At 39.3% G+C, this 24,065-nt stretch carries 25 protein-coding genes; 16 read left to right on the top strand and 9 right to left on the bottom strand.

Annotated elements, in window-relative coordinates; genetic code table 11:
* Positions 1-47: 47 nt before the first annotated feature.
* From MST16_RS07410 to MST16_RS07395, 4 genes are all read right to left on the bottom strand, one after another.
* Positions 48-1,883: an IucA/IucC family siderophore biosynthesis protein gene (locus tag MST16_RS07410; RefSeq protein ID WP_180011390.1), complete on the bottom strand. Its 1,836-nt coding sequence runs from the start codon at positions 1,881-1,883 to the stop codon at positions 48-50.
* Complete coding sequence (locus tag MST16_RS07405) at positions 1,883-3,340, bottom strand: lysine N(6)-hydroxylase/L-ornithine N(5)-oxygenase family protein (RefSeq protein WP_180011388.1); 1,458 nt, start codon at positions 3,338-3,340, stop codon at positions 1,883-1,885. The genes MST16_RS07410 and MST16_RS07405 overlap by 1 nt, the downstream gene beginning before the upstream one ends.
* Positions 3,333-5,117 carry an IucA/IucC family siderophore biosynthesis protein gene (locus MST16_RS07400; protein ID WP_180011386.1) on the bottom strand — a complete coding sequence of 595 codons (1,785 nt, stop codon included), beginning with the start codon at positions 5,115-5,117 and terminating at the stop codon, positions 3,333-3,335. The genes MST16_RS07405 and MST16_RS07400 overlap by 8 nt, the downstream gene beginning before the upstream one ends.
* Before the next feature lie 590 nt (positions 5,118-5,707).
* A complete protein-coding gene (locus MST16_RS07395) occupies positions 5,708-5,977 on the bottom strand; it encodes a hypothetical protein (RefSeq protein ID WP_168378663.1) in 270 nt (89 codons plus the stop codon).
* Positions 5,978-6,251: 274 nt separating this feature from the next.
* On the opposite strand from MST16_RS07395, the gene MST16_RS07390 reads away from it, so the two are divergent.
* Positions 6,252-6,491: a hypothetical protein gene (locus tag MST16_RS07390; protein ID WP_180092118.1), complete on the top strand. Its 240-nt coding sequence runs from the start codon at positions 6,252-6,254 to the stop codon at positions 6,489-6,491.
* Between the two features lie 29 nt (positions 6,492-6,520).
* Here MST16_RS07390 and MST16_RS07385 read toward each other — a convergent pair.
* Positions 6,521-7,686, bottom strand: a protein-coding gene (locus tag MST16_RS07385) for an IS3 family transposase (RefSeq protein ID WP_180006168.1) whose coding sequence is annotated in 2 segments (ribosomal slippage) — positions 6,521-7,428 and positions 7,428-7,686 — 1,167 coding nt in all. Because the reading frame shifts where the segments join, the coding sequence is not laid out codon by codon here.
* A 111-nt stretch (positions 7,687-7,797) separates the two neighbouring features.
* Here MST16_RS07385 and MST16_RS07380 point away from each other — a divergent pair.
* The 4 genes from MST16_RS07380 to MST16_RS07365 all read left to right on the top strand — a co-directional run bounded on the left by MST16_RS07380 (position 7,798) and on the right by MST16_RS07365 (position 9,397).
* Positions 7,798-8,247 (top strand): hypothetical protein, encoded by a 450-nt coding sequence (locus MST16_RS07380; RefSeq protein ID WP_180011384.1) that lies wholly within the window; start codon positions 7,798-7,800, stop codon positions 8,245-8,247.
* 71 nt (positions 8,248-8,318) lie between these two features.
* Positions 8,319-8,714, top strand: coding sequence for a transposase family protein (locus tag MST16_RS07375; RefSeq protein WP_257245633.1), 396 nt, complete (start codon positions 8,319-8,321; stop codon positions 8,712-8,714).
* On the top strand, positions 8,662-9,132 hold the full coding sequence (locus MST16_RS07370) for an IS5/IS1182 family transposase (protein WP_039254797.1): 471 nt from the start codon (positions 8,662-8,664) through the stop codon (positions 9,130-9,132). The genes MST16_RS07375 and MST16_RS07370 overlap by 53 nt, the downstream gene beginning before the upstream one ends.
* 49 nt (positions 9,133-9,181) lie before the next feature.
* On the top strand, positions 9,182-9,397 hold the full coding sequence (locus MST16_RS07365) for a hypothetical protein (RefSeq protein WP_180011869.1): 216 nt from the start codon (positions 9,182-9,184) through the stop codon (positions 9,395-9,397).
* A gap of 354 nt (positions 9,398-9,751) precedes the next feature.
* Here the strand turns inward: MST16_RS07365 and ybaK are convergent, their stop codons facing one another.
* Entirely contained in the window at positions 9,752-10,219 is a 468-nt protein-coding gene (gene ybaK / locus MST16_RS07360) for a Cys-tRNA(Pro) deacylase (protein WP_180011910.1), read from the bottom strand.
* A 154-nt stretch (positions 10,220-10,373) separates the two neighbouring features.
* Between ybaK and MST16_RS07355 the strand changes: the two genes are divergently transcribed.
* The 8 genes from MST16_RS07355 (at position 10,374) to MST16_RS07320 (ending at position 17,245) form a co-directional block, all read left to right on the top strand.
* Positions 10,374-10,697, top strand: a complete 324-nt coding sequence (locus tag MST16_RS07355; protein WP_180011871.1) for an acyl-CoA thioesterase II — start codon at positions 10,374-10,376, stop codon at positions 10,695-10,697.
* Entirely contained in the window at positions 10,690-11,265 is a 576-nt protein-coding gene (locus MST16_RS07350) for an acyl-CoA thioesterase domain-containing protein (RefSeq protein ID WP_180011873.1), read from the top strand. Before MST16_RS07355 ends, MST16_RS07350 begins: the two co-directional genes overlap by 8 nt.
* A 90-nt stretch (positions 11,266-11,355) precedes the next feature.
* A complete protein-coding gene (locus MST16_RS07345; protein ID WP_168378667.1) occupies positions 11,356-11,991 on the top strand; it encodes a CDP-alcohol phosphatidyltransferase family protein in 636 nt (211 codons plus the stop codon).
* Between the two features lie 47 nt (positions 11,992-12,038).
* Positions 12,039-13,793, top strand: coding sequence for a bifunctional alpha/beta hydrolase/class I SAM-dependent methyltransferase (locus tag MST16_RS07340; RefSeq protein ID WP_180011875.1), 1,755 nt, complete (start codon positions 12,039-12,041; stop codon positions 13,791-13,793).
* An 18-nt stretch (positions 13,794-13,811) separates the two neighbouring features.
* Positions 13,812-15,164 carry a phosphatase PAP2/dual specificity phosphatase family protein gene (locus MST16_RS07335; RefSeq protein WP_373683448.1) on the top strand — a complete coding sequence of 451 codons (1,353 nt, stop codon included), beginning with the start codon at positions 13,812-13,814 and terminating at the stop codon, positions 15,162-15,164.
* Complete coding sequence (locus MST16_RS07330; protein WP_180011879.1) at positions 15,161-15,589, top strand: hypothetical protein; 429 nt, start codon at positions 15,161-15,163, stop codon at positions 15,587-15,589. Before MST16_RS07335 ends, MST16_RS07330 begins: the two co-directional genes overlap by 4 nt.
* Positions 15,590-15,650: 61 nt before the next feature.
* The gene (locus tag MST16_RS07325) at positions 15,651-16,301 is read left to right on the top strand and encodes a 1-acyl-sn-glycerol-3-phosphate acyltransferase (RefSeq protein WP_180011880.1); all 651 of its coding nucleotides are present in this window, start codon (positions 15,651-15,653) and stop codon (positions 16,299-16,301) included.
* Positions 16,301-17,245 carry a phosphatidate cytidylyltransferase gene (locus MST16_RS07320; RefSeq protein ID WP_078191012.1) on the top strand — a complete coding sequence of 315 codons (945 nt, stop codon included), beginning with the start codon at positions 16,301-16,303 and terminating at the stop codon, positions 17,243-17,245. Before MST16_RS07325 ends, MST16_RS07320 begins: the two co-directional genes overlap by 1 nt.
* 102 nt (positions 17,246-17,347) lie before the next feature.
* On the opposite strand, the gene MST16_RS07315 is transcribed toward MST16_RS07320, so the two are convergent.
* The gene (locus MST16_RS07315; RefSeq protein ID WP_180011883.1) at positions 17,348-18,553 is read right to left on the bottom strand and encodes an alkane 1-monooxygenase; all 1,206 of its coding nucleotides are present in this window, start codon (positions 18,551-18,553) and stop codon (positions 17,348-17,350) included.
* Between the two features lie 181 nt (positions 18,554-18,734).
* On the opposite strand from MST16_RS07315, the gene MST16_RS07310 reads away from it, so the two are divergent.
* On the top strand, positions 18,735-19,685 hold the full coding sequence (locus tag MST16_RS07310; protein WP_180011885.1) for an AraC family transcriptional regulator: 951 nt from the start codon (positions 18,735-18,737) through the stop codon (positions 19,683-19,685).
* A 325-nt stretch (positions 19,686-20,010) separates the two neighbouring features.
* Here MST16_RS07310 and lpxB read toward each other — a convergent pair whose 3' ends face one another.
* A complete protein-coding gene (gene lpxB / locus MST16_RS07305; RefSeq protein WP_180011888.1) occupies positions 20,011-21,183 on the bottom strand; it encodes a lipid-A-disaccharide synthase in 1,173 nt (390 codons plus the stop codon).
* Positions 21,184-21,289: 106 nt separating this feature from the next.
* Positions 21,290-21,550, bottom strand: a complete 261-nt coding sequence (locus MST16_RS17515; RefSeq protein ID WP_180011890.1) for a helix-turn-helix domain-containing protein — start codon at positions 21,548-21,550, stop codon at positions 21,290-21,292.
* Positions 21,551-21,937: 387 nt separating this feature from the next.
* Between MST16_RS17515 and MST16_RS07300 the strand changes: the two genes are divergently transcribed.
* Both MST16_RS07300 and MST16_RS07295 read left to right on the top strand, forming a co-directional pair.
* Complete coding sequence (locus tag MST16_RS07300) at positions 21,938-22,834, top strand: sulfite exporter TauE/SafE family protein (RefSeq protein WP_078193863.1); 897 nt, start codon at positions 21,938-21,940, stop codon at positions 22,832-22,834.
* Between the two features lie 127 nt (positions 22,835-22,961).
* Positions 22,962-24,053: a 3-deoxy-7-phosphoheptulonate synthase gene (locus MST16_RS07295; RefSeq protein WP_143221612.1), complete on the top strand. Its 1,092-nt coding sequence runs from the start codon at positions 22,962-22,964 to the stop codon at positions 24,051-24,053.
* Positions 24,054-24,065: the final 12 nt, after the last annotated feature.

Here is a 24,065-nt window from a genome sequence, read left to right as displayed (position 1 = left end):
TCCTTTAAATTTGTTTAATCTTTTCTGTTCTTAGCTCAAAAATCTGTTTATGACGCAATACGATTAGTTGTCGTTTTCTGTTCGGCGGTATGCTGTTGTTTCGCCCACTGATTTAAAGTGCTTGGACTCACAGGGTTTGCAATAGGATCTAAAAATACAGGTACTGGTCGTTCTGCTTCGTCGTTATAACTGGTGGTAAACAGTCGAACACGGTTCAGACAAATTTTCTCGAAACGTGGACGGAACATACTGAATTTTTCAATACGATCTGCCAATTCAGGATGTGCCTGATGAAATTCGTCAATCACGGTGGAGATGGTTTGCCAAAACTCAAGTTCTGTATGCTGTGGATAATCTTCAAGGAAGACATTAGAGATATAGCGGTAATGCACCATGAACAAACCTGTAAAGATAAAGTGACTAAGTTCTTCAGCAGGATGGCGCAGTAAAATTTGCCCTTCAGTTGGTAAATTTTCGAGTTCAGGAAAATCTTCATCAACTAAATTGACATCATCAATAAAGTCCTTCAGCACCATTTTTTTCGGTAAGCCATTTTCATGGATCAACATGGTGTTTTCACCGTGGGGAGAAAAAGCCAAACCATATTTGTATAAACAAATCAGTAGCGGTGTTACACAAACTTCAGCAAAACGTTTCAGCCATTGCAAAGGGGTAAAACCTGAAGCCTCAATCAACACGGATAAAATAGACCGACCATTTATGTCTCGATGCAACAATGCTGCTTGGGAAAGTGCTAACTGGTGTTCACCAATACATGGCTCGACACTTTCACGCCATAAACAACCAAACAATTCTTTAAATTGGTAAGGCGCACCGTCTATCTGATCAAAACATGGCTGTTGCAAAGTGAGACTCGCAATTTCGCCCAAAAATGCCACCTGTGTTTTTTGCAGGTCTGCATCATGATGTTGAATGTCCTTCAGCCAAGCGGTCACCGCAGGTGCAGCCAAATTTCGTTTTGAAGGCAACCCTCGATATACCGCCGTATTAAAGATACTGACAGGTAACTTCACATAATGACGGTCAGGATGACTGGTATTGCATAAGGTACGAATTGATTGCATTGGCACATAATCATCTTGTCCAATCTCCAATTCGACAATGCGCTTATCGACGATTTCATTGGCATAGGTCGGGATTAACCACTGATGCCATTGCCATGCATGTACAGGAATAAAGTAATATTCAGCAGCATCTAAGGCTTTGTCCGCTAATTGCTGTTGAAAATCGTGTAATTGCGCTGAGTTCAATTCATGGCGATATAAACTTTGCGCATCCCAAGCCTCGGTCGAACGAAACTCAGCTAAATCACGATGAACAGCTAACCACAAGACTTTGACTGTTGGAGAAATCTCTGGTGCGGAGCTTAAATAATCATCATAGCCAAAACCCATACGGCCTTTACTCATAATGAGCCATGGGTGTCCACGCAACATGCCTTCAATTTGATAGTGCGGTGCTGACAGCACAGCCTGACTTAGCAATCTCTGTTCATCAAAAACATGTGCTTCAGCCAACCATGTATTGTTCATTTCTTTAATCAAATAGGCCTTGGTAAAAGGTTTCACCTCAGCTTGAGTTGAAAAGGCACGAATAAATTCATGCAGATTCCATGCGGGCTGTGCTGTCGAATCACCTAAATCTCGAACGCTCCCTTCAACAATACGCCAATGCCCAAGCAGAAACTGTGTCGCTTCAAATTGATACGTTTTGTCATCCAGATTGAGTTGCCATGTGTTATTTTCCACTGGCTGAATCTGAATAATTTCTTCATATAAAAATTCAGCAATCGCCATTTCAATCAGTCTTTGCCCTGCACGGCGCCACTGCGTTTGATTTATCTGTAATTTTGCAAATGTCATTATAATTTCTCGAGTTTAACCGCATTCTGTTCTTGCTTATTCGGCATTGTTGTATTGCGGTTCATTGCATAGTTGGCAATGGTTTTTTTTACGGAAAATGGTCTTTGGATATTGGTTGGCGCTGATTTCTTTACAATGCCCATACTGTGCATTTCAGCATTTTCACTGGGTGAAAAATGTTGGAAACTTTGCGCTTGATCACCTAAATCGTATAAGTTAAAACCCAATAATTGATTGGCAATGACCGCTGCACGGTGAGCACCAAGTCCTAAATCTGGTGTACCGACACCGTGACTGTGCATTTCCTGATTTTGAACAAAAATTTCACCGACAGCGTCATGCTGTACTCGGTAGTCCTGGCTGATTTTCCAATGACCGAATTCATCACACTGAATCAGTGGTTTTAGATATTTGAGATATTGCCACTCGGGACTGTGATATCCCGTTGAAGCCACGACAAAGTCCGCATCCAGATAGAATTGTTCTGCCGTGACTTTATGCTGAAACTGCAAACGGATGCCCGCACCATGCGGCTCAGCAGCAACCAAACCCACCTGAGCATGTAAATGCGTCTGTTGAATATTTTGACCAATGCTCCGGTGATATAGTTTTTGGTAAATATCACGGATGGTTTTTGCACTGATGCCCTTATATAACAAGCCTTGTTGCTTCAGTTGTTCGGCTTTATTTTCGGGGCTTAGTTGATAAAAATGCGCGGTATAATCTGGACTAAAATGCTCTAAACCCAGCGGTGCATATTCCATCGGGAAAAACCCATTAGAACGGGTCATCCAATGCAATTTAAACTGCGCTGTTGTCGTCTGATCCTGCAAATATTGACGATCAAACAGATCCATAAAGACTTCGGCCGAAGACTGGCCTGATCCCAGTACAACCACATTCCCTTTCAAGTGATTTAACGCTGCATTGCAATAATTTGCAGAATGTAAGCAGCGCTCCGGATATTGCTGTTGTATGTCTTTTAGACACTGTGGTAAATGCGGAACATTACCCGAACCAATGACCAAATTTCGGCATTGATAACGTCTAAAACGTCCATCTTGCTCAACCATGACTTCAAAGCCTTGCTCTTGGGCATAAATGGCTTTTACGGTTGATTGATATTGAATATGCTCTAGTTGGTCTGCAACCCATTGACAATAATGGTTATATTCACGTCTAGGAATCTGAGCTTGTTCTAAAAAATAGAATTTGTATAAACGCTGCTGCGCCTTTAAGTAATTTAAAAAACTAAAAGGACTGGTTGGATCGACCATGGAAACCAGATCGGCCATAAACGGCACTTGCAGTACTGTATTGGGCAATTGCATACCCGCATGCCAGTCGAACTGTGGTTTCTTTTCAAAAAATTGATACTGCAAATGATTTTGCTTATGTAGCAAACTCGCCAAACTAAGGTTAAATGGCCCTAAGCCTATCCCAATAAAATCAAGCATATTGCACATCCTTCTGTTCCACACATAAAGGATTTGGCAACTGTACATAAACCGATTGCTGATCGACTGGGGCAATCAATTCATCCAGCTCATACAAGCGCGTCAACAGATTACCCTTATACGGCAAGGTCGGCTGATACAGTAATGAATGAATCAATGAACTTTCTGGATATGCCCGATGTAAGTCCAACAGTTCATTTTGCAATATCGATATCAACACTTGCTCTGTGACATATCCAGTTGCACCAATTGCATTGATAATGCCGAATAAAGTATTACCAAAGAAATAATAGCTAAAGCGCTCATCGACAAAGGCTTTGGAACCCACGGCATGCGCTTTTTCTTGCAACTCTGGAAATGCGCTTAAGACCTCACCTGCAAGTTCTTCGATATAGTAAAAGCCTTGATTGTCACGCAGCCATAGATATTTAGGCATTGCATGTTCAAGCTCAAGTAAGACATTTTGCTGATGTGATTCAAAAGCCATTCCGTATTGATGGTACATATACATCAGTGGTTTCAGACTAATTGCCAAAAATTGTTTAAACCAATTGATCGCAATGGCGCTTTGATCAAGTTCAGGTTGTTGTTTTGCGATTTGTTCAAATAAGGCATTAAAACGGTTTTTGGGCTGTGCAGGATGATCTTGGCACAATGATGCAATACAACTCACCTGCTGCTTTTCACTGAAAGGCTGATCACGGAAAATACAAATAGTTTCTTCGACGATTTCATCATCTATACTCAATGCCATCCAAGCAGGATCATTCACCGCTTTGAGCGTTGGGCATTGCTGTAAAATACGCTCACCAAGACTTGAATGCCAAAGTCGATGGGTCATTTCACCACGGTGGCATTCTTTGGCAAGATTGACTCGGATTGAATTGGTGATCATTACAGATAGTGACGGTTTTAACATCCACGGCGCTGCAAAACTTGCCATGGTGCGTACCGAAGTTGTTGGGGAAAATGCCCAACCTTTCTCGCCAAAATCGATAATTTTTAATTTGGTTTTTAAGTTTTTAAACCATGTTTTTGACTGTAAATAACGTGCTTGCCAAGGATGCAAAGGCAATAACTTATAATGCGAATAAGCATTCAGTAGCGCTTGATCTGTTTCTGATAAATGCCATTGCAATTCGCTTTTCAATTGCGCTGATACAGCTTGATCTAAAGCTGAACCTTCTTGAATATATTCTGGAGCTACCAACCAATAATGCAGTTGGCTTAGACCTTTGGCTTCTGGCGAATACCTTTCCCAATCTTCATGCACAAAACCAACCCGACTTTTCGGTGCAGGATGCATGCTGTGCCCTAAAATTAAGGCCTGTTCTGATTCAATGAAACTTTGTTCCGCTTGGACCAAGGCCTCTAAATCATGTTCACGTAGTGTCAAAAATTGTGTAAGCGCTTCACGACTTTCGATCCAACGCTCTAATAATGATGAAGCATCCAGTGTATAACCTGACTCTTGTACGAGCTGTTCAAGCAATAAACTCGCGATCGCGGTGATACTAAATGACAGTTTCTGTCCTTTATTAAAAACGTATGGGAGATCTGCAAGACGATGTCTACCAACAAGGCTGACATAAGATAGTGGTACAAATAACTGTGATTGAATGCAATCTAAAGGGATGCATAACAACGTCAAGCCTTGGCTAAACGTCAATTGTGATGAATTCTGTTGATACTTTTCCAGCAAAATACCTTTACCGGTTTCTTGTGAGTATGCATTGACAAGATGCTGCATCGCCAAGCGATTAGCAAGCTCTTTCATCTGACCATATCCTCTATTTTTAAGCTTTTCCAAGCTTTGTCATGTAATTATGTTTCTTTAACTGTGCAAGTCATGCTTAGTACGCTGGCCAGCGTGAAACTATGTTAATGATAATCATTATTGTTAATAATTGCATTTTTGTGAAGATTTGCTACCGGCTTGCAAATTTGGTCTTATCTCTATGTATTTAAAAATTAATTTTTTTGATATGAACTTTTCTGTTTTTATTTATACAATTTTCTGAAATGGAACTAAATGATAATTTTCTCATTTAGCATAGAACAAATGAATCGAATTGTTTATTTTTTAGCCAAATTATCACATTGTGCAACTTAAACTAAAAACCCATGTCTTTTACATGGGTTTTTATATTCTGCTTTGAACCAAGCTTTTATTTAAATCAAAGAACGAAATGTGCAGTTAAATTTTAATCATTGAAGACTTTACTGGCATCATACTGATCATGCATCTTTATTGACTATAAGCATGTATTTCATAACAAACACCTACTGATTTCTGATCCATATCTTCTATTCAGACTGGCTATACAGCATGAATGATGAATATGTACTCAAACGATTGGGTTGAAATCAATCAATTGATTTAACAACCCAATCCAAAAACTTGTGCTTATCAAAAAAGTCTGGCGCAGCATTCGCAAATACACTTTTTTCTCTGTTGTTAAATATTCCTTTGTAATAAAAAGACCTATCTGCGGTAAATTTTGACTCATCCCCTTCATGTAATTCTTTAAAGAAAATCGATAACTGCATAAATCGACTTTTAGACGCTAAACCATGTTTTTCTAATACAAAATTATAGATTTGCTCAATAATCGCTTTAGTATTTGAATAAGGCATTTTGTTGTCTCTTTATTAGATCGCTCTTTCAAATTACAGCTTTTAAATTAAAATACAACTGTTCTAGTCGGATTTTAAATACCTATTTTTTATAGGTATTTTTACATTTAAATATAATTAAGCACTATTAATGAATGAGCCTCTAAACATGAAGTTTTACTAAATTTTGCTTCTGCAACTTCATGGATTTTCGTTATTCAAAGCTAAAACGGAAATAACAAAAAAGCCCACCTGTTTCCAAGTGAGCTTACAACTACTTCCAATGGCAGGAGTCATGACTGTATTAGCAGAAGGAACTTGTCTGCTTAGTGTGTTACTAACTAAATTAACAGTTGGAAAAGGAATTTGGGATACAGATGAAAAGAAAGCACCGCTTGGAAGTTGCGATATCACTTTACCAGAGCCAAACTTACAACTCGTTGAGGTTGAATTAACATTAGGATACACAGTGAAACCAGCAGATAGTGTGGGATACGTAACCCCTATTCCTCCATATAAGAATGATGTGTGCTGAATTAGCAGGAGACTTTCACTTGGGAGATTCTAGGCAGCTAACCGATAAAAGTCTTCTGCCATTTGATTTGGTGTCTTAAAATCCAAGCCTTTTTGAATTCTTCCCTGATTATAAAATAACTCTATATATTTTGTAATATCCGCTTTGGCTTCTTCCCTTGTTTTGTAGTTGCGATGATGGACTAGTTCATTTTTGAGTATGCCCCAGAAACTCTCTATCGGTGCATTATCAAAGCAGTCGCCTTTTTTGCTCATTGAACCCTGAAAATCAAATTTCTCAAGTAAGTTTCGATATTCATTACTGCAATATTGGCTGCCTCTATCTGAATGTACAATGAGATCTTTAGCAGGTTTCTGATTGCGAATAGCCATATTCAATGCATCACAAACAAGCTTGGCTGTCATGCGCTCATTTAAGCTATAGCCAACAACCTGTTTCGTGTAAAGATCTTTGACAGCTGCCAAGTACAACCAGCCCTCAGCCGTCCAAATGTAGGTAATGTCACTCGACCACGCAAGATTAGGCTTCGTCATTGAAAACTGTTGCTTGAGTAAATTGTCATAAATAGAACGGTTGTGATCACTGTTCGTGGTTCTTTTGAAACGCTTATGGCGCTTACAATACAACTGATTTGATTTTTTTATTTGGCGCACAGCATACGTACTTATTTTGATACCTTGCGCTTGTAAATGCTTGGTTAATCGAACATAGCCATAGCTTTGTTTGGTTTCTTCATGGGCTATTTTGACCAAAATTGTCTGCTGATTTCGCTGAATTGATCTTTTACTCATGCCTCGCTTTAGCCAATCATAAAAGCGAGAAACGGATACACGAAGTAATCGAGCCATTAAAATAATCGGAAATAAGTGGCTTTGCGATTTCATATAGGCGTACCTCACTGACTTTCTTTGGCAAAGTACGCTGCTGCCTTTTTTAAAAATTCACGTTCCATTTCAGCTGTTTTGAGCTGTTGTTTAAGCTTCTTATTTTCTTCGAGTAAGGCGTTTAGATCGGGCGAATACTGTTTTGTGCCTGCTAAAGTTCCAGCCTTTGCTTTGTTATTCCAGTTCGAAAGGGTTTGCATTGAAATGCCAAGTTGTCTAGCGGATTCCGATACATTACCTTGGTTCTCTTCAATGGCTTTTATGGCTTCAGCTTTAAATTCTGCGGTGTAAGTCTTCTGTTTCTTGCTCATGGTAAACTCCTAATGAGTATGTATAGTTTACCAAGTTAAACCCTCCTGTTTTTTAAGCACACATCAGAAATATACTTTTAAACTAAATTCAGCAGCTAAGCGTGTAAACTAATGAAACAAATAATATTTCCATTATTACTATCAATCCTTCCACTTTCAGCTTGTGGTAATTCAAGTGAAACAGCCCCCCCCCTTGCACAAAGTTCAGCAACTAAAGTTGATGCTGAGCTTTCTCCAGAAAGTAAAGAAATCATCAATGAATATAATCAGATACTAATTCAATCTCAAAGTGAGTTAGACCCTCAAATAACCAATCAAAAGCTCAAAAAAATTCTACCTAAAATTTCTAAAATTAACTCAGAGAATGAACGAAATAACCTTTTACTAAACATCAATATGCGTCTTGGCAATTATGAAGAAGCCTTTGCTATTACAAATACAATTTTAGAAAAAAAAGAAACAACCAATATGAAAAATTTTCAATGTTTACTCATTGAAGTTTTAAACAAACCAAAAAAGGATATTGAAGACTGTTATTTATACAATAGATCTCTTTCATAAATCAAAAAACGATCTTATTTTTGGTTAATATTTGCACTCCGGATTTCTTAGCATTCGTGCATAATCTGCGGATGAAATACATCGATTCAAACAAGCTTTCTGATCCTCAGTTCAAGCGATACACAGGCATCTCATGGTCAACTTTCTATTTGATGGTTGAGCAATTGAAGAAACATGTCCCTGCCAAAGGCAGACCGCCCAAGTTAAGCCTGGAAGACCAGGTTCTGCTCTGTCTAAGCTATTGGCGGGAATACCGAACCTTATTTCACGTTGCGACGAGCTACGGGGTTTCAGAGCCCACAGCCTCAAGAATTGTCCATCATGTTGAAGACTGCCTGATTCGGTCCAATCTCTTTAATTTACCCAAAGATTTACCCGAGGGCGAAGGCATCGATTGGAATGTTGTGATCGTGGATGCCACAGAAATTCCAATCCAAAGGCCTAAAAAAACAGAAGAAAAGCTATAGCGGCAAGAAAAAGACCCACACTTTCAAAGTACAGGCCATCATTCATTATCAAACTCAAAAAATCCTGAGTTTATGTACGAGTCGTGGTGCCGTACATGATTTCGAACTCTTCAAACGTAACTTGAATCAGATTCCTGCAGGTGCATTTATCCTTGCGGATAAGGGTTATCAGGGAATTTATACAGTGTATCCAAATAGCTTGTTGCCATTAAAAGCAAAGAAGCGCTGTAAACTGGATTCCGAACTAAAAATCTATAATCAGGAAATCAATAAAAGAAGAATTGGAATTGAGCATGTATTTGGCAGTTTGAAAACCTTCAAAATTCTTGCTGAGCGATATCGCAATCGAGGCAAAAGACTAGCATTGAGATTCAATCTAATTGCTGGAATTTATAACTTAGAGCTGAGTGAAAAATGACTTATGAAAGAAATCTAATGCTAATTTATATAAAAAACAGTTAGATAATATGCCCAAAAATGATCCCTATTACGATCAAACAGAATGGGCTTACTATGCGAGCTTATTCCATGCAGGTAAAACAGAATATAAATCTAAATTAAAGCAGCTTGTGGACTCAAAAAAATTTTCAGAAGACAAAGAAATATATGAGTCGCTCTATGAAATAGAAACAATTCCTGATGGTAGAAAATCTATCTTAGATAATTACAAATCCCAAATGTAATGCAAAAAAAACCAGCCCATGGTTGGTTTACAACATTATCAATATATATATGCAAAGCTGCCAACCCTCATTTCACATCAAATTTGGCATCAATTTCTGCGCGCTCGGTATTTCTCATATCAATTCAAGAAGCACCATAAATATACCTTCTAATAATCATATTTAGCCTACAATCCTAAATTTAGTACCCTGTATATCGAATATAAAAAGCTGCACCATGTCCAATAAATCCGTGACACTTGATGCGTCATCGAACCACAAAGCCGCTCAATGCGGCTTTTGTTATTTTATAGATTTTGAAGTGGAAGGTATTCCCTCTAAATTCACTTAAATTTAAGTAGTCAAAAACCACATTTAATCATCAATCACATCAGCAAAGATTGCGCCCAAAACTTTTGCTAAATCTTCGGGTTTTAAACCAATGTCCAAACCACGCTTACCACCACTCACATAGATTTTAGCTAAGTTCTGTGCAGAAACATCGATCACAGTTTTTAAGCGTTTTTTCTGTCCAACTGGACTAATACCACCAACCAAATAACCGGTTAAACGCTCTGCATCTTTTGGGTCTGCCATTTTTAGTTTTTTACAGCCAAATGCTGTGGCCACTTTTTTCAAATTCAGCTGAAACTCCACAGGCAATACGGCAACAAAGTAATTTTTATCGTCCGTAACCATCAAGGTTTTAAACACTTCTTCGACGGTTAAACCAAGTTTTTCCGCAGCTTCTAAACCAAAACTTTTTGCTTCTGGGTCATGATCATATTCATGAATTGTAAAGTCGATTTTATTAGATTTTAAGAGTTTACATGCAGGTGTCATTGCTTTTTCGTCATTCCATTCGGACAACTAGGAAAACTCGATTATAAGCCTATTCTAGAAAGACCGGCGAAGACTTTTATATTTTTCATGAACATGACTTGTGCAATAAGTTTGAGTTGAATACATTTAAACAAAGCAAAAATTTCAAAAAAATATGACAACGCTGACTCAAGACCTCATCCAATTATTAACTGTAGTGCCCAAAGATCAGGGCTACTTTTTGGCACAGAGCAAACCTCTGTTTGGTGACCATATTTTTGGTGGACAATTACTTGCTCAGAGTATAATCAGTGCATCCTATACCTGCACGCTCCCACTTCACTCTTTACATGCCAACTTTATTTCTGCGGGTCATGCAAATCAGCCCGTCTTATTTAAAGTCGAAAATTTACGTGATAGCCATAGTTTTTCTACACGACAAGTGACCGCCATACAGCATGGCAAACCAATATATGGTGATGTTGTCCTATATGAATAACGAAACGGGTATGGAGTATCAAATACCTGAACCAGATCTGATCCCACAGTTTCCACCAATTATGCTCAAAGAAGAGCAATTCTATAAATCGCAAATCCAATCATCTATTTCACCTGAATATCTATCCACATTTTTACAGCCTTTTCAGCTTATATCTAAACCAATTGAATACGTGCTGACAGATTTGCCACCGTCCGGTCAAACTTCTGTCTTAAATCAAAATCAATATGCAGAATATTTAAAACTCCATGATGCCTTGGATGCACAATTTGACCAACTTCATATACATCAGGCCATTGCAGCATACTATTCAGACTATAATTTATATTCTGCGGCGCTCAAAACACATGGTTTAAATTATCTGTCTCCTGAACTCATCGCAACTAGTCTTGATCATTCGATGTATTATCATCATGCCTTTCGGGTGGATGATTGGGTTTTCTATGACATGAATACCACCCGAACCTCCCAATCACGTGGGCTTAGTCATGGACAAATGTGGCAAGATGGAAAATTAGTCGCAAGTACTACACAAGAAAACTTAATGCGTTATACAGGCGAATCTTGAGGCCTGTGACAATCTTTAACATTCAAATTCTTGTTAAGTTAAGCATCAATCGTATAAAATTCATGCAAATCATACCGCTATAACAATAATATGCCTTCGATCTACCAGCTTAAGCCTGCATTTCAAAACCTGCTTCGACCTTTGGTTAAATCACTTCATCATCTTGGTATTACAGCAAATCAAGTAACACTACTGGCAATGTTCATTTCGCTAGCTGTGGCATTTTTTATTTATATCTATTTTTCTCACAACGGTATTGGCATTTTACTGTTGATTTTCCCCGTGTGGATGCTTATTCGAATGGGCTTCAATGCCATAGATGGCATGCTGGCACGTGAGTTCAACCAACAATCCAAACTCGGTGCTTTTTATAATGAATTATGTGATGTGATTTCCGACTCAGCACTCTATTTTAGTTTAATTTGTTTTGCTTTTATTCAAGCTGAATTACTTATTTTAACCTGTTTTCTCGCCATACTTGCCGAATATACCGGTGTGATGGCGCCATTAGTGGGGCAAGAACGTCGTTACGATGGTCCAATGGGAAAAAGTGACCGCGCTTTTGTATTTAGCATCATCTGCGTCATCATCGTGACCTCTTCTATATTGAATGTTGGCTTAAATACATTGTCTCTTATCTGCAATAGTATTTTGATTATTACCATCTTTTTATTATTTATTACGATTTATAACCGCATTAAAAATAGCATTATCAACCCACAATAAATTTCAGTTTAGATCGTCAGTCGATTCATTATTTTGAGAACAACACAATGTATAACAATACTCAGCATACCTTTACGATCCATGATGGAACATCCTTGTTTTATCAACATTGGGAAAATAGCAGTTTAAAAAGCAACCGTAAGAAAAAAGCGGTGATCTTATTTCATCGTGGCCATGAACATTCGGGACGAATGGCGCATTTGGTCAATGAATTGAATTTGCCTGATTTTGATTTTTTCGCTTGGGATGCGCGAGGTCACGGTAATACTCCTGGTGAACGAGGAGATGCACCGAGCTTTTCTGCATGCGTTCAAGACATTCAATATTTTGTTCAGCATATAGAACAAAATTACCAAATTCGATCAGAAAATATAGCAATTGTAGCTCAAAGCGTTGGCGCTGTTTTAGCCGCGACATGGGTGCATGATTATGCCCCTAAAATTCGTGCTTTATGCCTTGCCTCGCCTGCATTTGACATCAAACTCTATGTGCCTTTTGCAAAACCCGGCTTAACACTCCTCAACAAATTCGCCGGCAACTTTTTTATCAATAGTTATGTCAAAGCCAAAATGTTGACGCACGATACTGCACGTGCGCAAAGTTATGAAACAGACCCGCAGATCGCTCGGGCCATATCAGTCCGGATGCTGCTGGGTCTATATGCAGCGTCAGATCGAATCGTTAAAGATGCACAAAATATTTTTGTTCCTACTCAAGTCTTATGTTCAGGATCTGACTACGTGGTGCATCAAAAACCGCAATTGGCGTTTTATCAAAAACTCCCTCATCCATTGAAGGAATTTCACGTCTTAGATGGTTTTTATCATGATACTTTGGGTGAAAAACATCGCAAAATCGCCACAGATAAAATCCATCGCTTTATTCAACAATGTTTTAAACAACCCTATTCCGCACCTAAACTTTTAGATGCAGATAAAATTGGCCCGAGCTGTGCTGTAGCAGAAACCTTAAGTTCAACGCTTCCCAAACATTCTTTAAAACATGCATTTTGGAGCTTAACCAAACAAAATCTTAAAATTGGTAGTCTCTTTTCCAAGGGCTTAAAAATTGGTGAAGAGACAGGATATGACTCTGGCAGCACCTTAGATTTTGTTTATCGAGATCAATCAGAAAGCCAAAATGCTCTTGGTAACATCATCGATCGACAGTATTTAAATGCGATCGGTTGGCGTGGTATTCGCGTTAGAAAACAAAATATTGAAGCACTATTAACGAAATATGCTTCTAAGTTACATGATGCCCAACACGCAGTACGGATTATGGATATTGCAGCGGGCCATGGCCGATATATTTTAGATGCTGTACAAAAACTGCCTGAGCATCCTGAATCCATCCTGCTTAGAGACTACAGCTCGATCAATGTACAAGCAGGTCAAGTAATGATTGAGCAAAGAGGTTTAAGCCAGATTGCCAAATTTGTAGAAGCGGATGCCTTTGATACCACATCACTAGCCAGTGTTGAACCTAAACCGACTTTAGCCGTGGTCTCAGGTTTATACGAATTATTTAGTGATAATGATTTGCTTAGACAGTCTTTAACCGGCTTGAGTCAGGCCATTGAGAAAGATGGTTATCTCATCTACACAGGTCAAATTTGGCATCCGCAACAAGAGTTTATCGCCCGTGCTCTGACCTCGCATCGCCAAGGAGATGCATGGGTCATGCGTTTACGCTCACAAGCAGAAATGGATGCCTTGGTTGAGCAAGCTGGTTTCAAGAAAATCGATCAAGTTATTGATGAGTTTGGCATTTTTACCGTTTCCGTTGCACAAAAAATTTAAGCTTGGATGGTCAATCTTATGCATAAACTGGATACGGAAACAGGAATTTGGAAATACGGCCTACTGTGTTTGGCATTTCTGGCACCTTTTTTCTTCTTAAGTTATGGTTTTGCCAACCAATACGCTGCGGGTTTAGCGTCTGTACCTGTTATCGTCTTTGAATGGGAAAAATATATTCCACTTTGGCCATGGAGTATTGTGCCTTATTGGTCGATTGATCTGTTCTATGGTTTGTCTTTATTACTTTGTTGGAATAAGTTTGAATTAAAGCAACATGTACTGCGACTATTTTCAGCACAAATCATTTCAATCAGCTGCTTTTTACTTTTCCCGCTACGTTTTAGCTTTGAGCGCCCCGAACTCACAGGTTTTTTCGGGTTGTGGTTTGATGTCTTGATGGGCTTTGATAAACCGTTTAATCAAGCACCCTCTCTGCATATTGTGCTACTGGTGATTCTTTGGGATTTTTTCCGTCGGCATAGCGCAGGCAAACTGAAATATCTGGTAGATGGTTGGTCCTTTTTGATCGGTCTCTCAGTTCTAACCACTTGGCAGCACCATTTTATAGATATCCCAACAGGTTTATTGGTCGGTGCCTTATGTTTATGGCTATTCCCGATGTCCTGTCCTGCGCCATGGGCTAAAAATATACAGAGTCGGCTAAGCTTAAAACACTTTAAAATCGGTATCCTTTATCTGTTTGCTGCCTTATTTTGTAGCGCAATCGCACATGCAAAAGGTTGGTGGCTTTGGCTGCTTTATCCTGCAAGCAGTCTGCTTTTAGTTTCGTTTGCATATTTATTCAATAGACCCCGTTTTTTTCAAAAACTCAGTCATGGTGATATGACTATTGCTGCAAAAATGCTGTTCGCACCCTACCTTATATTTGCTTGGATCAATAGCCGAATCTGGACCTATCGCCATCCTGAAGATTCTAAACTCATCAAAATCAATCAGAGTTATATTTATTTAGGTCGCTATCCGTCCAAACAGGTCATGCAGCAATATGATGCTTTACTCGATTGTTGCGCAGAATTACCCACTTATCCAAAGTGCTCCTATGCTCAACACTTGAGTTTAGACCTGATTCCTTTACAGGCCAATCAGCTGCATAACGCTGTAGAGTCTTTAGAACTATTCTTGAAATCTAATAACAATGATGAAGCACAAAACATCTTGGTCTTCTGTGCTTTGGGATATTCACGAAGTAGTGCTGTAGTGGCCGCATTATTATTGAAACAACATCCTGAATATTCAGTCGAAGATGTTTTAAGGATTATTCGCCATAACCGCCCTTGGGTCGTGCTTAAAGCACCGCAAATAAAACATTTAAATACTTATCGTTTAAAACTTAAAGGACTTGCACCATGAATTTACAACTTGTGGTGCTGTCAAAGTTGTTGCAATCCACCACTGGATTGCTCATCTCAGCGTATGTGGCAGCGATTCTCACGCTCTGGCTCATCATCCAGTTTGGCAATGTGATGCTATTCGATTTGCTATATGTAGTGATTTGTCTAGTTTTGCTTGGAATACAACATTATTTAAGCCTGAAAATCAAATTTGATTCGGCACTTTTAGCCACTGTCGCTGAATACAGCCAAACTCAAAACCTTGAACAAACCACCAAGGAGCTGGACTTAAGTTTAATCAACTTAAAATTAATGCCTGCAAATAAATGTGGTCGCGCATGGGAGCTGCGTGAATTAGGTTGTCTGGCTTTATTTAAATGGCAGATCTTTGTGCTTTGCTTGCAATACATCGCATTCCTCTGCATATTTTTACTGTATAAATAATTCACAATAATTTGAAGCTATGCCAACTCCATTAGACACTTCAAGGAATGCTCACTCACCAATGAAAGGTAATTTTTTAAGCCGTTCAATTGCTCGCTATATTGCCTTTCTCACTCGTCGTGGTGCGCGGCTGCTCACGGGCGCGCGGAGTCTATGGGTCGGGTGTAAACCTGTAATGAAGCAGCGTATTTATTATGCAAATCATAATAGCCATATCGACTTTATTTTGCTTTGGTCATCACTACCGACAGATCTCAGACGGAATACGCGTCCTGTAGCGGCTTCGGATTATTGGCTAAAAGATGGCTTTCGACGTTTTCTCATTCAAGATACGTTTACTGGCGTCACTATTCAGCGAAATCGAGAGCAAAATCAAGACCCCTTAGAACCGATCAAAACCGTATTAGCTCAAGGTGACTCGATTATTTTCTTTCCTGAGGGTACTCGAAATTTAAATGATGACGTTGAATTATTAGCCTTTAAAAGCGGCTTATTTCATCTCAAAAATCAATTTCCTGATGTTGAAATCGTACCGGTATGGATCTCTAATTTAAAACGTGTCATGCCTAAAGGCGCGCTTATACCATTGCCATTATTATCTACCGTTATTTTTGGCAAACCTTTAGAAGCCCATAATGAACAGAGTAAAACTGAGTTTTTAAACTACGCTCAGGACGAATTACTCAAATTAAAAGCATTGGAGTATCAATAATGGAATTCACCAATGCGCAAATGACCTATGTATTGTTTGGTATCTTTGCGGTTATTTTGATTATTGCCTCAACCATTGGCTCAATACTAAAATTTAAAGCGGGTTATGCGCCGGCACCGGTCATCGACAATTTAAATGCGCGGATCAATGCATGGTGGGTCATGTTGTTGGTACTTGGTGTAGCAATTTCATTAGGCAAAATTGCCTTTGTGATCCTGTTTGCGTTGATTTCACTCTTTGCTTTACGTGAATTTATCAGCTTACTTCCAACCCGTCGCGGTGATTATCTTCCTTTATTGATCGCTTTTTATTTTGTCATCCCTTACCAGTATTACTTGGTGTATATCGACTGGTACGGGCTATATTCGATTTTTATTCCGCTGTATGTATTTCTTCTTATCCCTATCGCTACACTCAAAGCCGAAGATACCACGCGATTTTTAGAGCGCAGTTCAAAAATTCAATGGGGTCTGATGATCAGCGTATTCTGTATTTCGCATGTGCCTGCGCTATTAAACCTCAAACTTCCCGGATTTGAGGGTGAAAAAATTTGGCTAGCAATCTGGCTGATCATGGTGGTACAAGCCTCCGATGTCTTGCAATATGTCTGTGGCAAGCTATTTGGAAAGCACAAAGTCGCACCGATACTTTCACCATCTAAGACCGTAGAAGGATTAATCGGAGGCATTGCTTTAGCCACTGCATTAGGTGTTGCTATGTCATGGCTTACACCCTTTAGCTATCTACAGGCTGCATGTATTGGATTTATTGTTTGCATATTTGGCTTCTTTGGTGGTCTTGTCATGTCAGCCATTAAACGCGATCGTGGTGTAAAAGACTGGGGACAACTTATCCAAGGCCATGGTGGCATGCTCGACCGAATTGATTCAATCTGCTTTTCTGCACCGATTTTTTTCCATATTTTGCGCTATTGGTGGTCTTAAGAAGAGACTCTATTTAAAACAATCATTTTTAGATTTTGAAATTAAGCACAATAAAAAATCCCAAGCAAACAAGCTTGGGATTCTTCTCATCAGGTATTCGATTTAAACGTCTGAAACCGCAAACTTTTTAAAAAGTCTTGCACGACGTTTAGGATGAATATTGGCTTTAGTTAAATCGCCTTGGTAGTGATCATAGACCCGTTTATCCATCATCTTAAACCATATAGAGGGTACTAAAGCAGGAATTAGCATAGTGGCATAGCCACTAGGCAACTCTGGCGCTTCATCAAAATGTCTTAATGCCTGAAAAGGGCGAGTCGGATATGCATGATGGTCTGAATGTCGCTGTAATTGATACAAAAATAGATTGGTCACAATATTATTGTTATTCCAACTATGTTCAGGCATGGTTCGCGCATAACTTCCATCCGCTTTTTGCTCACGTTTCAGGCCATAATGTTCAATATAATTAATAATTTCAAAAAGGCTGATTCCATACAAGGCCTGTGTAACTAAATACGGTGTCACGCCTTTACCAAACATTTTCAGCATCGCGGCATGAAAACCTGCACTCATCGCCCAACCATGAAACAGTTCATTTTCCTTCGAAAAGAAACTTAAACCTTTACGTTTTAAACGTTGTTTTTCAATCTGTACCGCCGATTTAATTCCACCAAATACAGTGCGTGGCCAAAACTCATAAAAGGTTTCGCCCATTTTTGAAGATGCAGGATCTTCAGGCGTTGCCGCACGTTTATGGTGTCCATAAGGATGTTCAATGCGGAAATGGCTATAACCCAAAGGCGCGAGCGTCGCATGTGCCCAATAATGGTCTTTTTTATGTGGTCGATGGCAAAGTTCATGTGCTGTATTTACACCGACTCCATTGATGGCACCCATCGAAATCCCAAGTAGAACTTGATCTAATAATGAAACATCTTTACGGGTAACCACATAGCCAGCAAAAGCGTTCGCTGCCATTTGCAGTGGAATAAATAATTTGACGATACGATCATAATAAGGATCATTTACTAAAACTTTAATGTCATCATCTGTCGGGTTATTGGCATCATCACCGATCAGTGCATCCAGTGCAGGAATAATGACATGCAGTAGAAGCGGCCCGCCCATGGCAAATAGTTTTTTTGTCGGTTTTGGACCAAAATGATAACCCGCCAAGATCCCCATACCAATGACTGGTAAACCTGGACTCAATAGCCAAACATAACGTTTTTTATCTAAAACACTACCGATTTTACTTTCTAACTGAGCGAGCTGCTGTTCATTTAATTTTACTGGTGCATTCATGCGCTAGACTTCCTTAATTACTTCTTCTGTGTTTATATTCGTAAAATATGGGCAGCCAGAACAGTTTTAAGCGTCCAAAAAAACTATGCTATCGTCTTTGGCATTTAAGGATAAATGTTGACCTTTAAGCACATAGTGACCATCTATAAATACAAAATTAATATGAGTAAATATTTGAAATATGGATGCTTTAAGTAAAATTTTTGATGATATTCATCTCCATCGATCTGAATATATTTATTTGAAATCACAGCATCCTTGGGCTTTTCATTTTCAAGATCACAATGCCATGGTTGCGTATGTAGTGATTCAAGGTCAGTGTGTTGTACATATAGATCAAGAGCAGGTCTTACTTGAAGCTGGCGATCTTTGCCTTATTCCGTCAGGGCAAAACCACCACTGCAAATCTATACAGTCTGATATCTTGGTCGAATCAGTGAACATCACACCACTGTTTCAAGAGCAACGAAATAAAACCATTGAATTAAATTCTACTGAGTCTCATGAAGCAGAAGAATTATTTGTACTCGCGATCCGTGGACATGTCGACAGCATTATGGCAAAGCCTTTAGTGAATGCCCTCCCCACGCTGTTACATACACCACACATTATGAGCAGTACCGCACCGGAATGGTTGCAAATTGGCTTACATTTTCTGGCCGTTGAAGCGCATCAGATCCGTCCAGGCCGCGACAAAATTTTGGATCATTTGGTGAGTATTTTATTTATCGAATGTGTGCGTGATTATATTGCAGCCTTGTCAGATTCAAGCAGTTGGTTGCATGCCTTGAGTCATCCTGAATTATCCAACGCTTTGGCCGCGATTCATGAACAACCACAGCATGCTTGGACCGTCGAAAGCTTGGCAGAACAATGTTGCATGTCACGTTCTAAATTTGCCAGTTTATTCACTCAAATGCTCGGTGAATCTCCACTCGCCTATTTGCAGCAACATCGTTTGCGACTGGCGACACAGCACTTACAAATGGGGCAACTGACTATTCAGCAAATTGCCCATCGTATCGGTTACTCATCTGAAACAGCATTTAGCCAAACTTTTAAAAAGTTTTATGATCAAACACCGAGCCAGTATCGACAGCATCATCAGCTCTCAAAAGCTGAGTCACCTTAGAGGTTTATTTAACTGACGTTACGCACATAAAAGTAATTTTGCATTTTTAAAATGATTTTTAATTTTATTCGACGGAGTCTTACATCTAGGGATTGAATAAAGGGATTAGCCTTCGGCTGGAGGTACTCTTACGAAACGTTGTTTCTCATTCGGCAAAATGAGAAGCGAAGCCTCGCAAGGAAACCATCTTACGGTGCAATGCACCTCACCGACAAAACTCGTTCAATAGCGTCAAATTACTCAAAGTATCGCAAAAACTTTTTTGATTAGAAGTAGTCCTGCGTCGAACAGTTGCGGATGAGGTTACCGTGTATCATACTTTTATTTAATTTAAAAGCTTTAAAATCGCTTCCACAGGATTTTCACTGTTGCCTGAAAGCAGTTGTTTATGCATGGTGATGTGCTGCATCACTTGAATTTGCGATTTTTCAACATCCATCAAGCTTTCAATTTCTGCTGCTAATTTTTCAGGCGTTGCATCATGTTGGATGAGTTCCTGAATCACCTTTTTGCCCGCAATAATATTTGGCAATGAATAATACGGAATTTTGATCAGCAATTTCACCACATGATAGGTCAGCCAATTTAACTTATAAAAAGTCACCATTGGACGATGTAAAAGCATCGCTTCTAAGGTTGCCGTTCCTGATGCTAAAGCGACAATATTCGATGCGTTCATCACCTGACGGCCAATTTTAGATTCCGTATCGTTGTTTTCCATCAAGCGAACTTTGGCTTGTAATGCTTCAGGATACTGCTTGAGCAACAATTCGATTTGCTGTTTACGTGCATCATTGATTGCAGGAATCAGGAACACATAGTCTGGATGCTGCTCCGTCAAAATCTGTGCGGCAGATAGTACCAAAGGCCCTAAGCGCTCAATTTCACCGCGACGGCTGCCCGGAAGTAATGCAATGTGCTTTTGCTGCTCATCTAAGCCTAACTCGTGTTTAGCCGCAACGAGTGGATTATCTAAAGGCAACTGACTTGCCAATGGGTGTCCGACAAATGCAGCCGGAACTTGCCATTTTTGGAAAAACGCTTTTTCGAAAGGAAATAAACAAAGGACTAAATCGATACTCGCCTTGATGCCATGCACACGGCCTTGTCGCCATGCCCACACTGAAGGGCTGACATATTGCACTGTTTTAATTGGTAGCTGCTTTTGCTTCAAGCTCTTGGATAAACGCAAATTAAAATCCGGCGCATCAATCCCCACAAAAACATCGACAGGATTTTCAGTCCATTTTTCAACCAGACCATCGCGTACAGCAAATAGTTTTTTAATATCTTTTAAGACCTCAACAATCCCCATCACCGATAAAATATCCATCGGATAATAGCTGTTAAAGCCTTCTGCAATCATTTGCGGACCACCGATGCCTTCAAATTCCGCATCAATCCCTTGCTCTCGAAAACTGCGGATAAGCTTGGCGCCTAATGTATCCCCCGATACTTCCCCAACCACGATGCCAATTTTAAGTTTCCGATTTTGCAAAAGTCTGTCCTTTTAACTCAATGTTCTTTAGCTATAGATTCTATACGAGTCCTTCGCAAAGTTAATAGATTTCCAAAAAAAAGCTGCACGTCTTTAATTCAACATTTTAAGAATAATCTTCACTGCTACTTAGCTGCTGATTAAAATTTTTCCGCCAATGGTTCGGATTTGTGCCGTATTTATTCTTAAACATTTTACGAAATAGTACTGCGGTTTTAAAACCCGTGCTTTCCGCAAGTTTATCAACTGAATAATCTGTCAATTCGAGCAATTCAGCCCCACATCGCAGTCTTTCATTATTTGACCAAGTGACAATAGGTAGTTCTGACGCATGTTTAAAATGTCTAGTTAGTGTCCTTCTACTCATATTCGAATAATGGCGAAACCTTATCTTTTTAAGGAGTATAGATTTTGCAGGAATGGACTTTAAGTTCACAGTCGCATATATCGATAAATAACTAATTAAAGACTAGGAAAATAAACCTACGGTGCGTTTTTTGGTATTAGAGATGCATTTCAGATAGTCATCACCTTATATTCTAAATACATGATTTCACTGCAGCATAATCTCCATTTGAGCTATCAACCACTTGCAAAAACTACAATCAATAACTTAGCTTATTTAAAATCCATTATTTTCCAAATTAAAACCACTCTTTATCTATTTTTTTCACAAGCAAATCACTAATCGAGACAACGACTTATATCAATTAGTCATAAGATATGCACGTTTTTTGATATTTGGCATTCAGCGATGGTCGGTCCTTTAGAGTTCATTCTGGCAGGTGTAATTGTAGGTTTCTGCGTAGGTATTACCGGCGTTGGCGGTGGTTCATTGATGACCCCGATCCTGATCAGCCTGTATAAAATTGAACCCCATATTGCGATCGGCACAGACCTACTATATGCCGCAATTTCAAAATTTTGTGGTTCTTTAGTTCATGCACGTAAAATGAATATTGTATGGACCATTGTTATTTGGCTTGCAGTCGGCAGTATCCCTGCGTCTTTTGCGACCCATTGGGTACTGGAAAACTATCTGAGCCAATCGACACATTACAAAACGGTATTAACCATGTTTTTGGGTTTTATGCTGACGATTACTGGGATCTCAATTATTTTCCGTGGTCATATCGAAAAATTCTTTAATAAATTTCGAAAAACTGATCAGTTGGATGATATGAGTGCGGATCTTGAACGTATCAATTTCCAAGCTAAAAATAAGCGTGCATATATCATCATCATGGGGATTATTTTAGGCGTATTCGTTACCCTATCGTCTGTTGGTGCAGGTGCCTTCGGTATTATGGCTTTGGTGCTTATGTTCCCGAACTTACCGATGATTCGTATTATCGGCTCTGACGTCGTACATGCCGTGCTTCTTACACTGGTTGCAGGCTTGGGTCATATGAGCTCAGGTAATGTCGATTTTCATTTATTGGGTTGGTTATTGGTTGGTTCTATTCCCGCGATTGTTGTCGGAACTTTGATCAGCTCACGTTTACCAGAAAAAGTGATTCGTAAAGTCTTAGGCATTACCTTGTTTGTTTTAGGCATGAATTTCATCATTAATCCAGTAAAATCAAAACCTGTTGAAAAACCAACAACTGCAATGTTGATCGCACCGACGGTGAATAGTCAGCAGGTTTAAATTAACTGCCCGATTCATCACTTTTTTTTCAGAGACTTATTGATCTTTTTTATAACATTTGAATGCTATATTCATGTTATATTCGGCTCACGAAACAACCTTTTGTATAATCAAACCAGTGACGGCAATGAATACTTTACAGTCAAATTCTATTACCCAAAACGACATTGATGACGTGAATGTAAAAAGCATTCAGCCTCTTGTTACTCCTGCAGAACTAAAAAAAGAGCTACCTCTGACTGAAACTGCCTATCAAACAGTCCTTAAGGGCCGTGAAACTGTACGTAATATTTTAGATGGAAATGACAAACGTCTTTTTGTTGTCATTGGTCCATGTTCAATTCACGACACAGTCGCTGCACATGATTATGCTGACCGTTTAAAAGTTTTAAGCGACAAAATCCAAGATACGATTTATGTCGTGATGCGTGTGTATTTTGAAAAACCACGTACCACTGTGGGTTGGAAAGGTCTAATTAATGACCCTGACATGAACGATTCTTTCAACATCGAAAAAGGCTTACGTATTGGTCGTAAACTTTTACTTGAATTGAATGAAAAAGGTTTGCCTTGTGCAACCGAAGCACTCGATCCAAACTCACCACAGTACTACCAAGATCTTATCTCTTGGTCAGCAATTGGTGCGCGCACCACTGAAAGCCAAACACATCGTGAAATGTCTTCTGGCCTGTCTTCACCTGTGGGCTTTAAAAATGGTACAGATGGCGGTTTAACCGTTGCGACCAATGCCATGCAATCTGTTAAACATGGTCATAGCTTCTTGGGCTTAAGCGACCAAGGTCAAGTTTCTGTTATTCGTACCAGTGGTAACCCATATGCACACGTTGTACTTCGTGGCGGTAACGGTAAACCAAACTACGACGCAGGTTCAGTTGCAGATGCCGAAGCGGCATTAGCCAAAGCAAAAGTTAGTGGCAAAATCATGATTGATACCAGTCATGCAAACTCAAACAAAGACCCGTACCTACAACCCCTTGTTCTGAAAAATATTACTGAACAAATCCTTGACGGAAACAAGTCAATCGTGGGTATTATGGTAGAAAGTCACTTAAAAGGTGGTCGTCAGGATATTCCTGCCAACCTATGTGACCTCGAATATGGTAAATCAGTGACTGATGGCTGTATCGATTGGGATACGACTGAAAAAGTCTTGTTAGAGATGCATGAAGCACTTAAAGACGTGTTACCGACACGCTAAGTGAATGAAAAA

Origin of the sequence: Acinetobacter sp. YH16040_T (assembly GCF_024605785.1) — a bacterium.
GTDB classification, from domain to species: Bacteria; Pseudomonadota; Gammaproteobacteria; order Pseudomonadales; family Moraxellaceae; genus Acinetobacter; species Acinetobacter amyesii.
The sequence above is the reverse complement of the archived record's forward strand: the minus strand, read 5'-3'. Positions and strand labels throughout refer to the sequence as shown.

Coding starts and splice junctions, on each gene's coding strand:
- MST16_RS07410 (WP_180011390.1), bottom strand. CDS start 1,883: ATGACATTTGCAAAATTACAGATAAATCAAACGCAGTGGCGCCGTGCA.
- MST16_RS07405 (WP_180011388.1), bottom strand. CDS start 3,340: ATGCTTGATTTTATTGGGATAGGCTTAGGGCCATTTAACCTTAGTTTG.
- MST16_RS07400 (WP_180011386.1), bottom strand. CDS start 5,117: ATGAAAGAGCTTGCTAATCGCTTGGCGATGCAGCATCTTGTCAATGCA.
- MST16_RS07395 (WP_168378663.1), bottom strand. CDS start 5,977: ATGCCTTATTCAAATACTAAAGCGATTATTGAGCAAATCTATAATTTT.
- MST16_RS07390 (WP_180092118.1), top strand. CDS start 6,252: ATGACTGTATTAGCAGAAGGAACTTGTCTGCTTAGTGTGTTACTAACT.
- MST16_RS07380 (WP_180011384.1), top strand. CDS start 7,798: ATGAAACAAATAATATTTCCATTATTACTATCAATCCTTCCACTTTCA.
- MST16_RS07375 (WP_257245633.1), top strand. CDS start 8,319: ATGAAATACATCGATTCAAACAAGCTTTCTGATCCTCAGTTCAAGCGA.
- MST16_RS07370 (WP_039254797.1), top strand. CDS start 8,662: ATGCCACAGAAATTCCAATCCAAAGGCCTAAAAAAACAGAAGAAAAGC.
- MST16_RS07365 (WP_180011869.1), top strand. CDS start 9,182: ATGCCCAAAAATGATCCCTATTACGATCAAACAGAATGGGCTTACTAT.
- ybaK (WP_180011910.1), bottom strand. CDS start 10,219: ATGACACCTGCATGTAAACTCTTAAAATCTAATAAAATCGACTTTACA.
- MST16_RS07355 (WP_180011871.1), top strand. CDS start 10,374: ATGACAACGCTGACTCAAGACCTCATCCAATTATTAACTGTAGTGCCC.
- MST16_RS07350 (WP_180011873.1), top strand. CDS start 10,690: ATGAATAACGAAACGGGTATGGAGTATCAAATACCTGAACCAGATCTG.
- MST16_RS07345 (WP_168378667.1), top strand. CDS start 11,356: ATGCCTTCGATCTACCAGCTTAAGCCTGCATTTCAAAACCTGCTTCGA.
- MST16_RS07340 (WP_180011875.1), top strand. CDS start 12,039: ATGTATAACAATACTCAGCATACCTTTACGATCCATGATGGAACATCC.
- MST16_RS07335 (WP_373683448.1), top strand. CDS start 13,812: ATGCATAAACTGGATACGGAAACAGGAATTTGGAAATACGGCCTACTG.
- MST16_RS07330 (WP_180011879.1), top strand. CDS start 15,161: ATGAATTTACAACTTGTGGTGCTGTCAAAGTTGTTGCAATCCACCACT.
- MST16_RS07325 (WP_180011880.1), top strand. CDS start 15,651: ATGAAAGGTAATTTTTTAAGCCGTTCAATTGCTCGCTATATTGCCTTT.
- MST16_RS07320 (WP_078191012.1), top strand. CDS start 16,301: ATGGAATTCACCAATGCGCAAATGACCTATGTATTGTTTGGTATCTTT.
- MST16_RS07315 (WP_180011883.1), bottom strand. CDS start 18,553: ATGAATGCACCAGTAAAATTAAATGAACAGCAGCTCGCTCAGTTAGAA.
- MST16_RS07310 (WP_180011885.1), top strand. CDS start 18,735: ATGGATGCTTTAAGTAAAATTTTTGATGATATTCATCTCCATCGATCT.
- MST16_RS17515 (WP_180011890.1), bottom strand. CDS start 21,550: ATGAGTAGAAGGACACTAACTAGACATTTTAAACATGCGTCAGAACTA.
- MST16_RS07300 (WP_078193863.1), top strand. CDS start 21,938: ATGGTCGGTCCTTTAGAGTTCATTCTGGCAGGTGTAATTGTAGGTTTC.
- MST16_RS07295 (WP_143221612.1), top strand. CDS start 22,962: ATGAATACTTTACAGTCAAATTCTATTACCCAAAACGACATTGATGAC.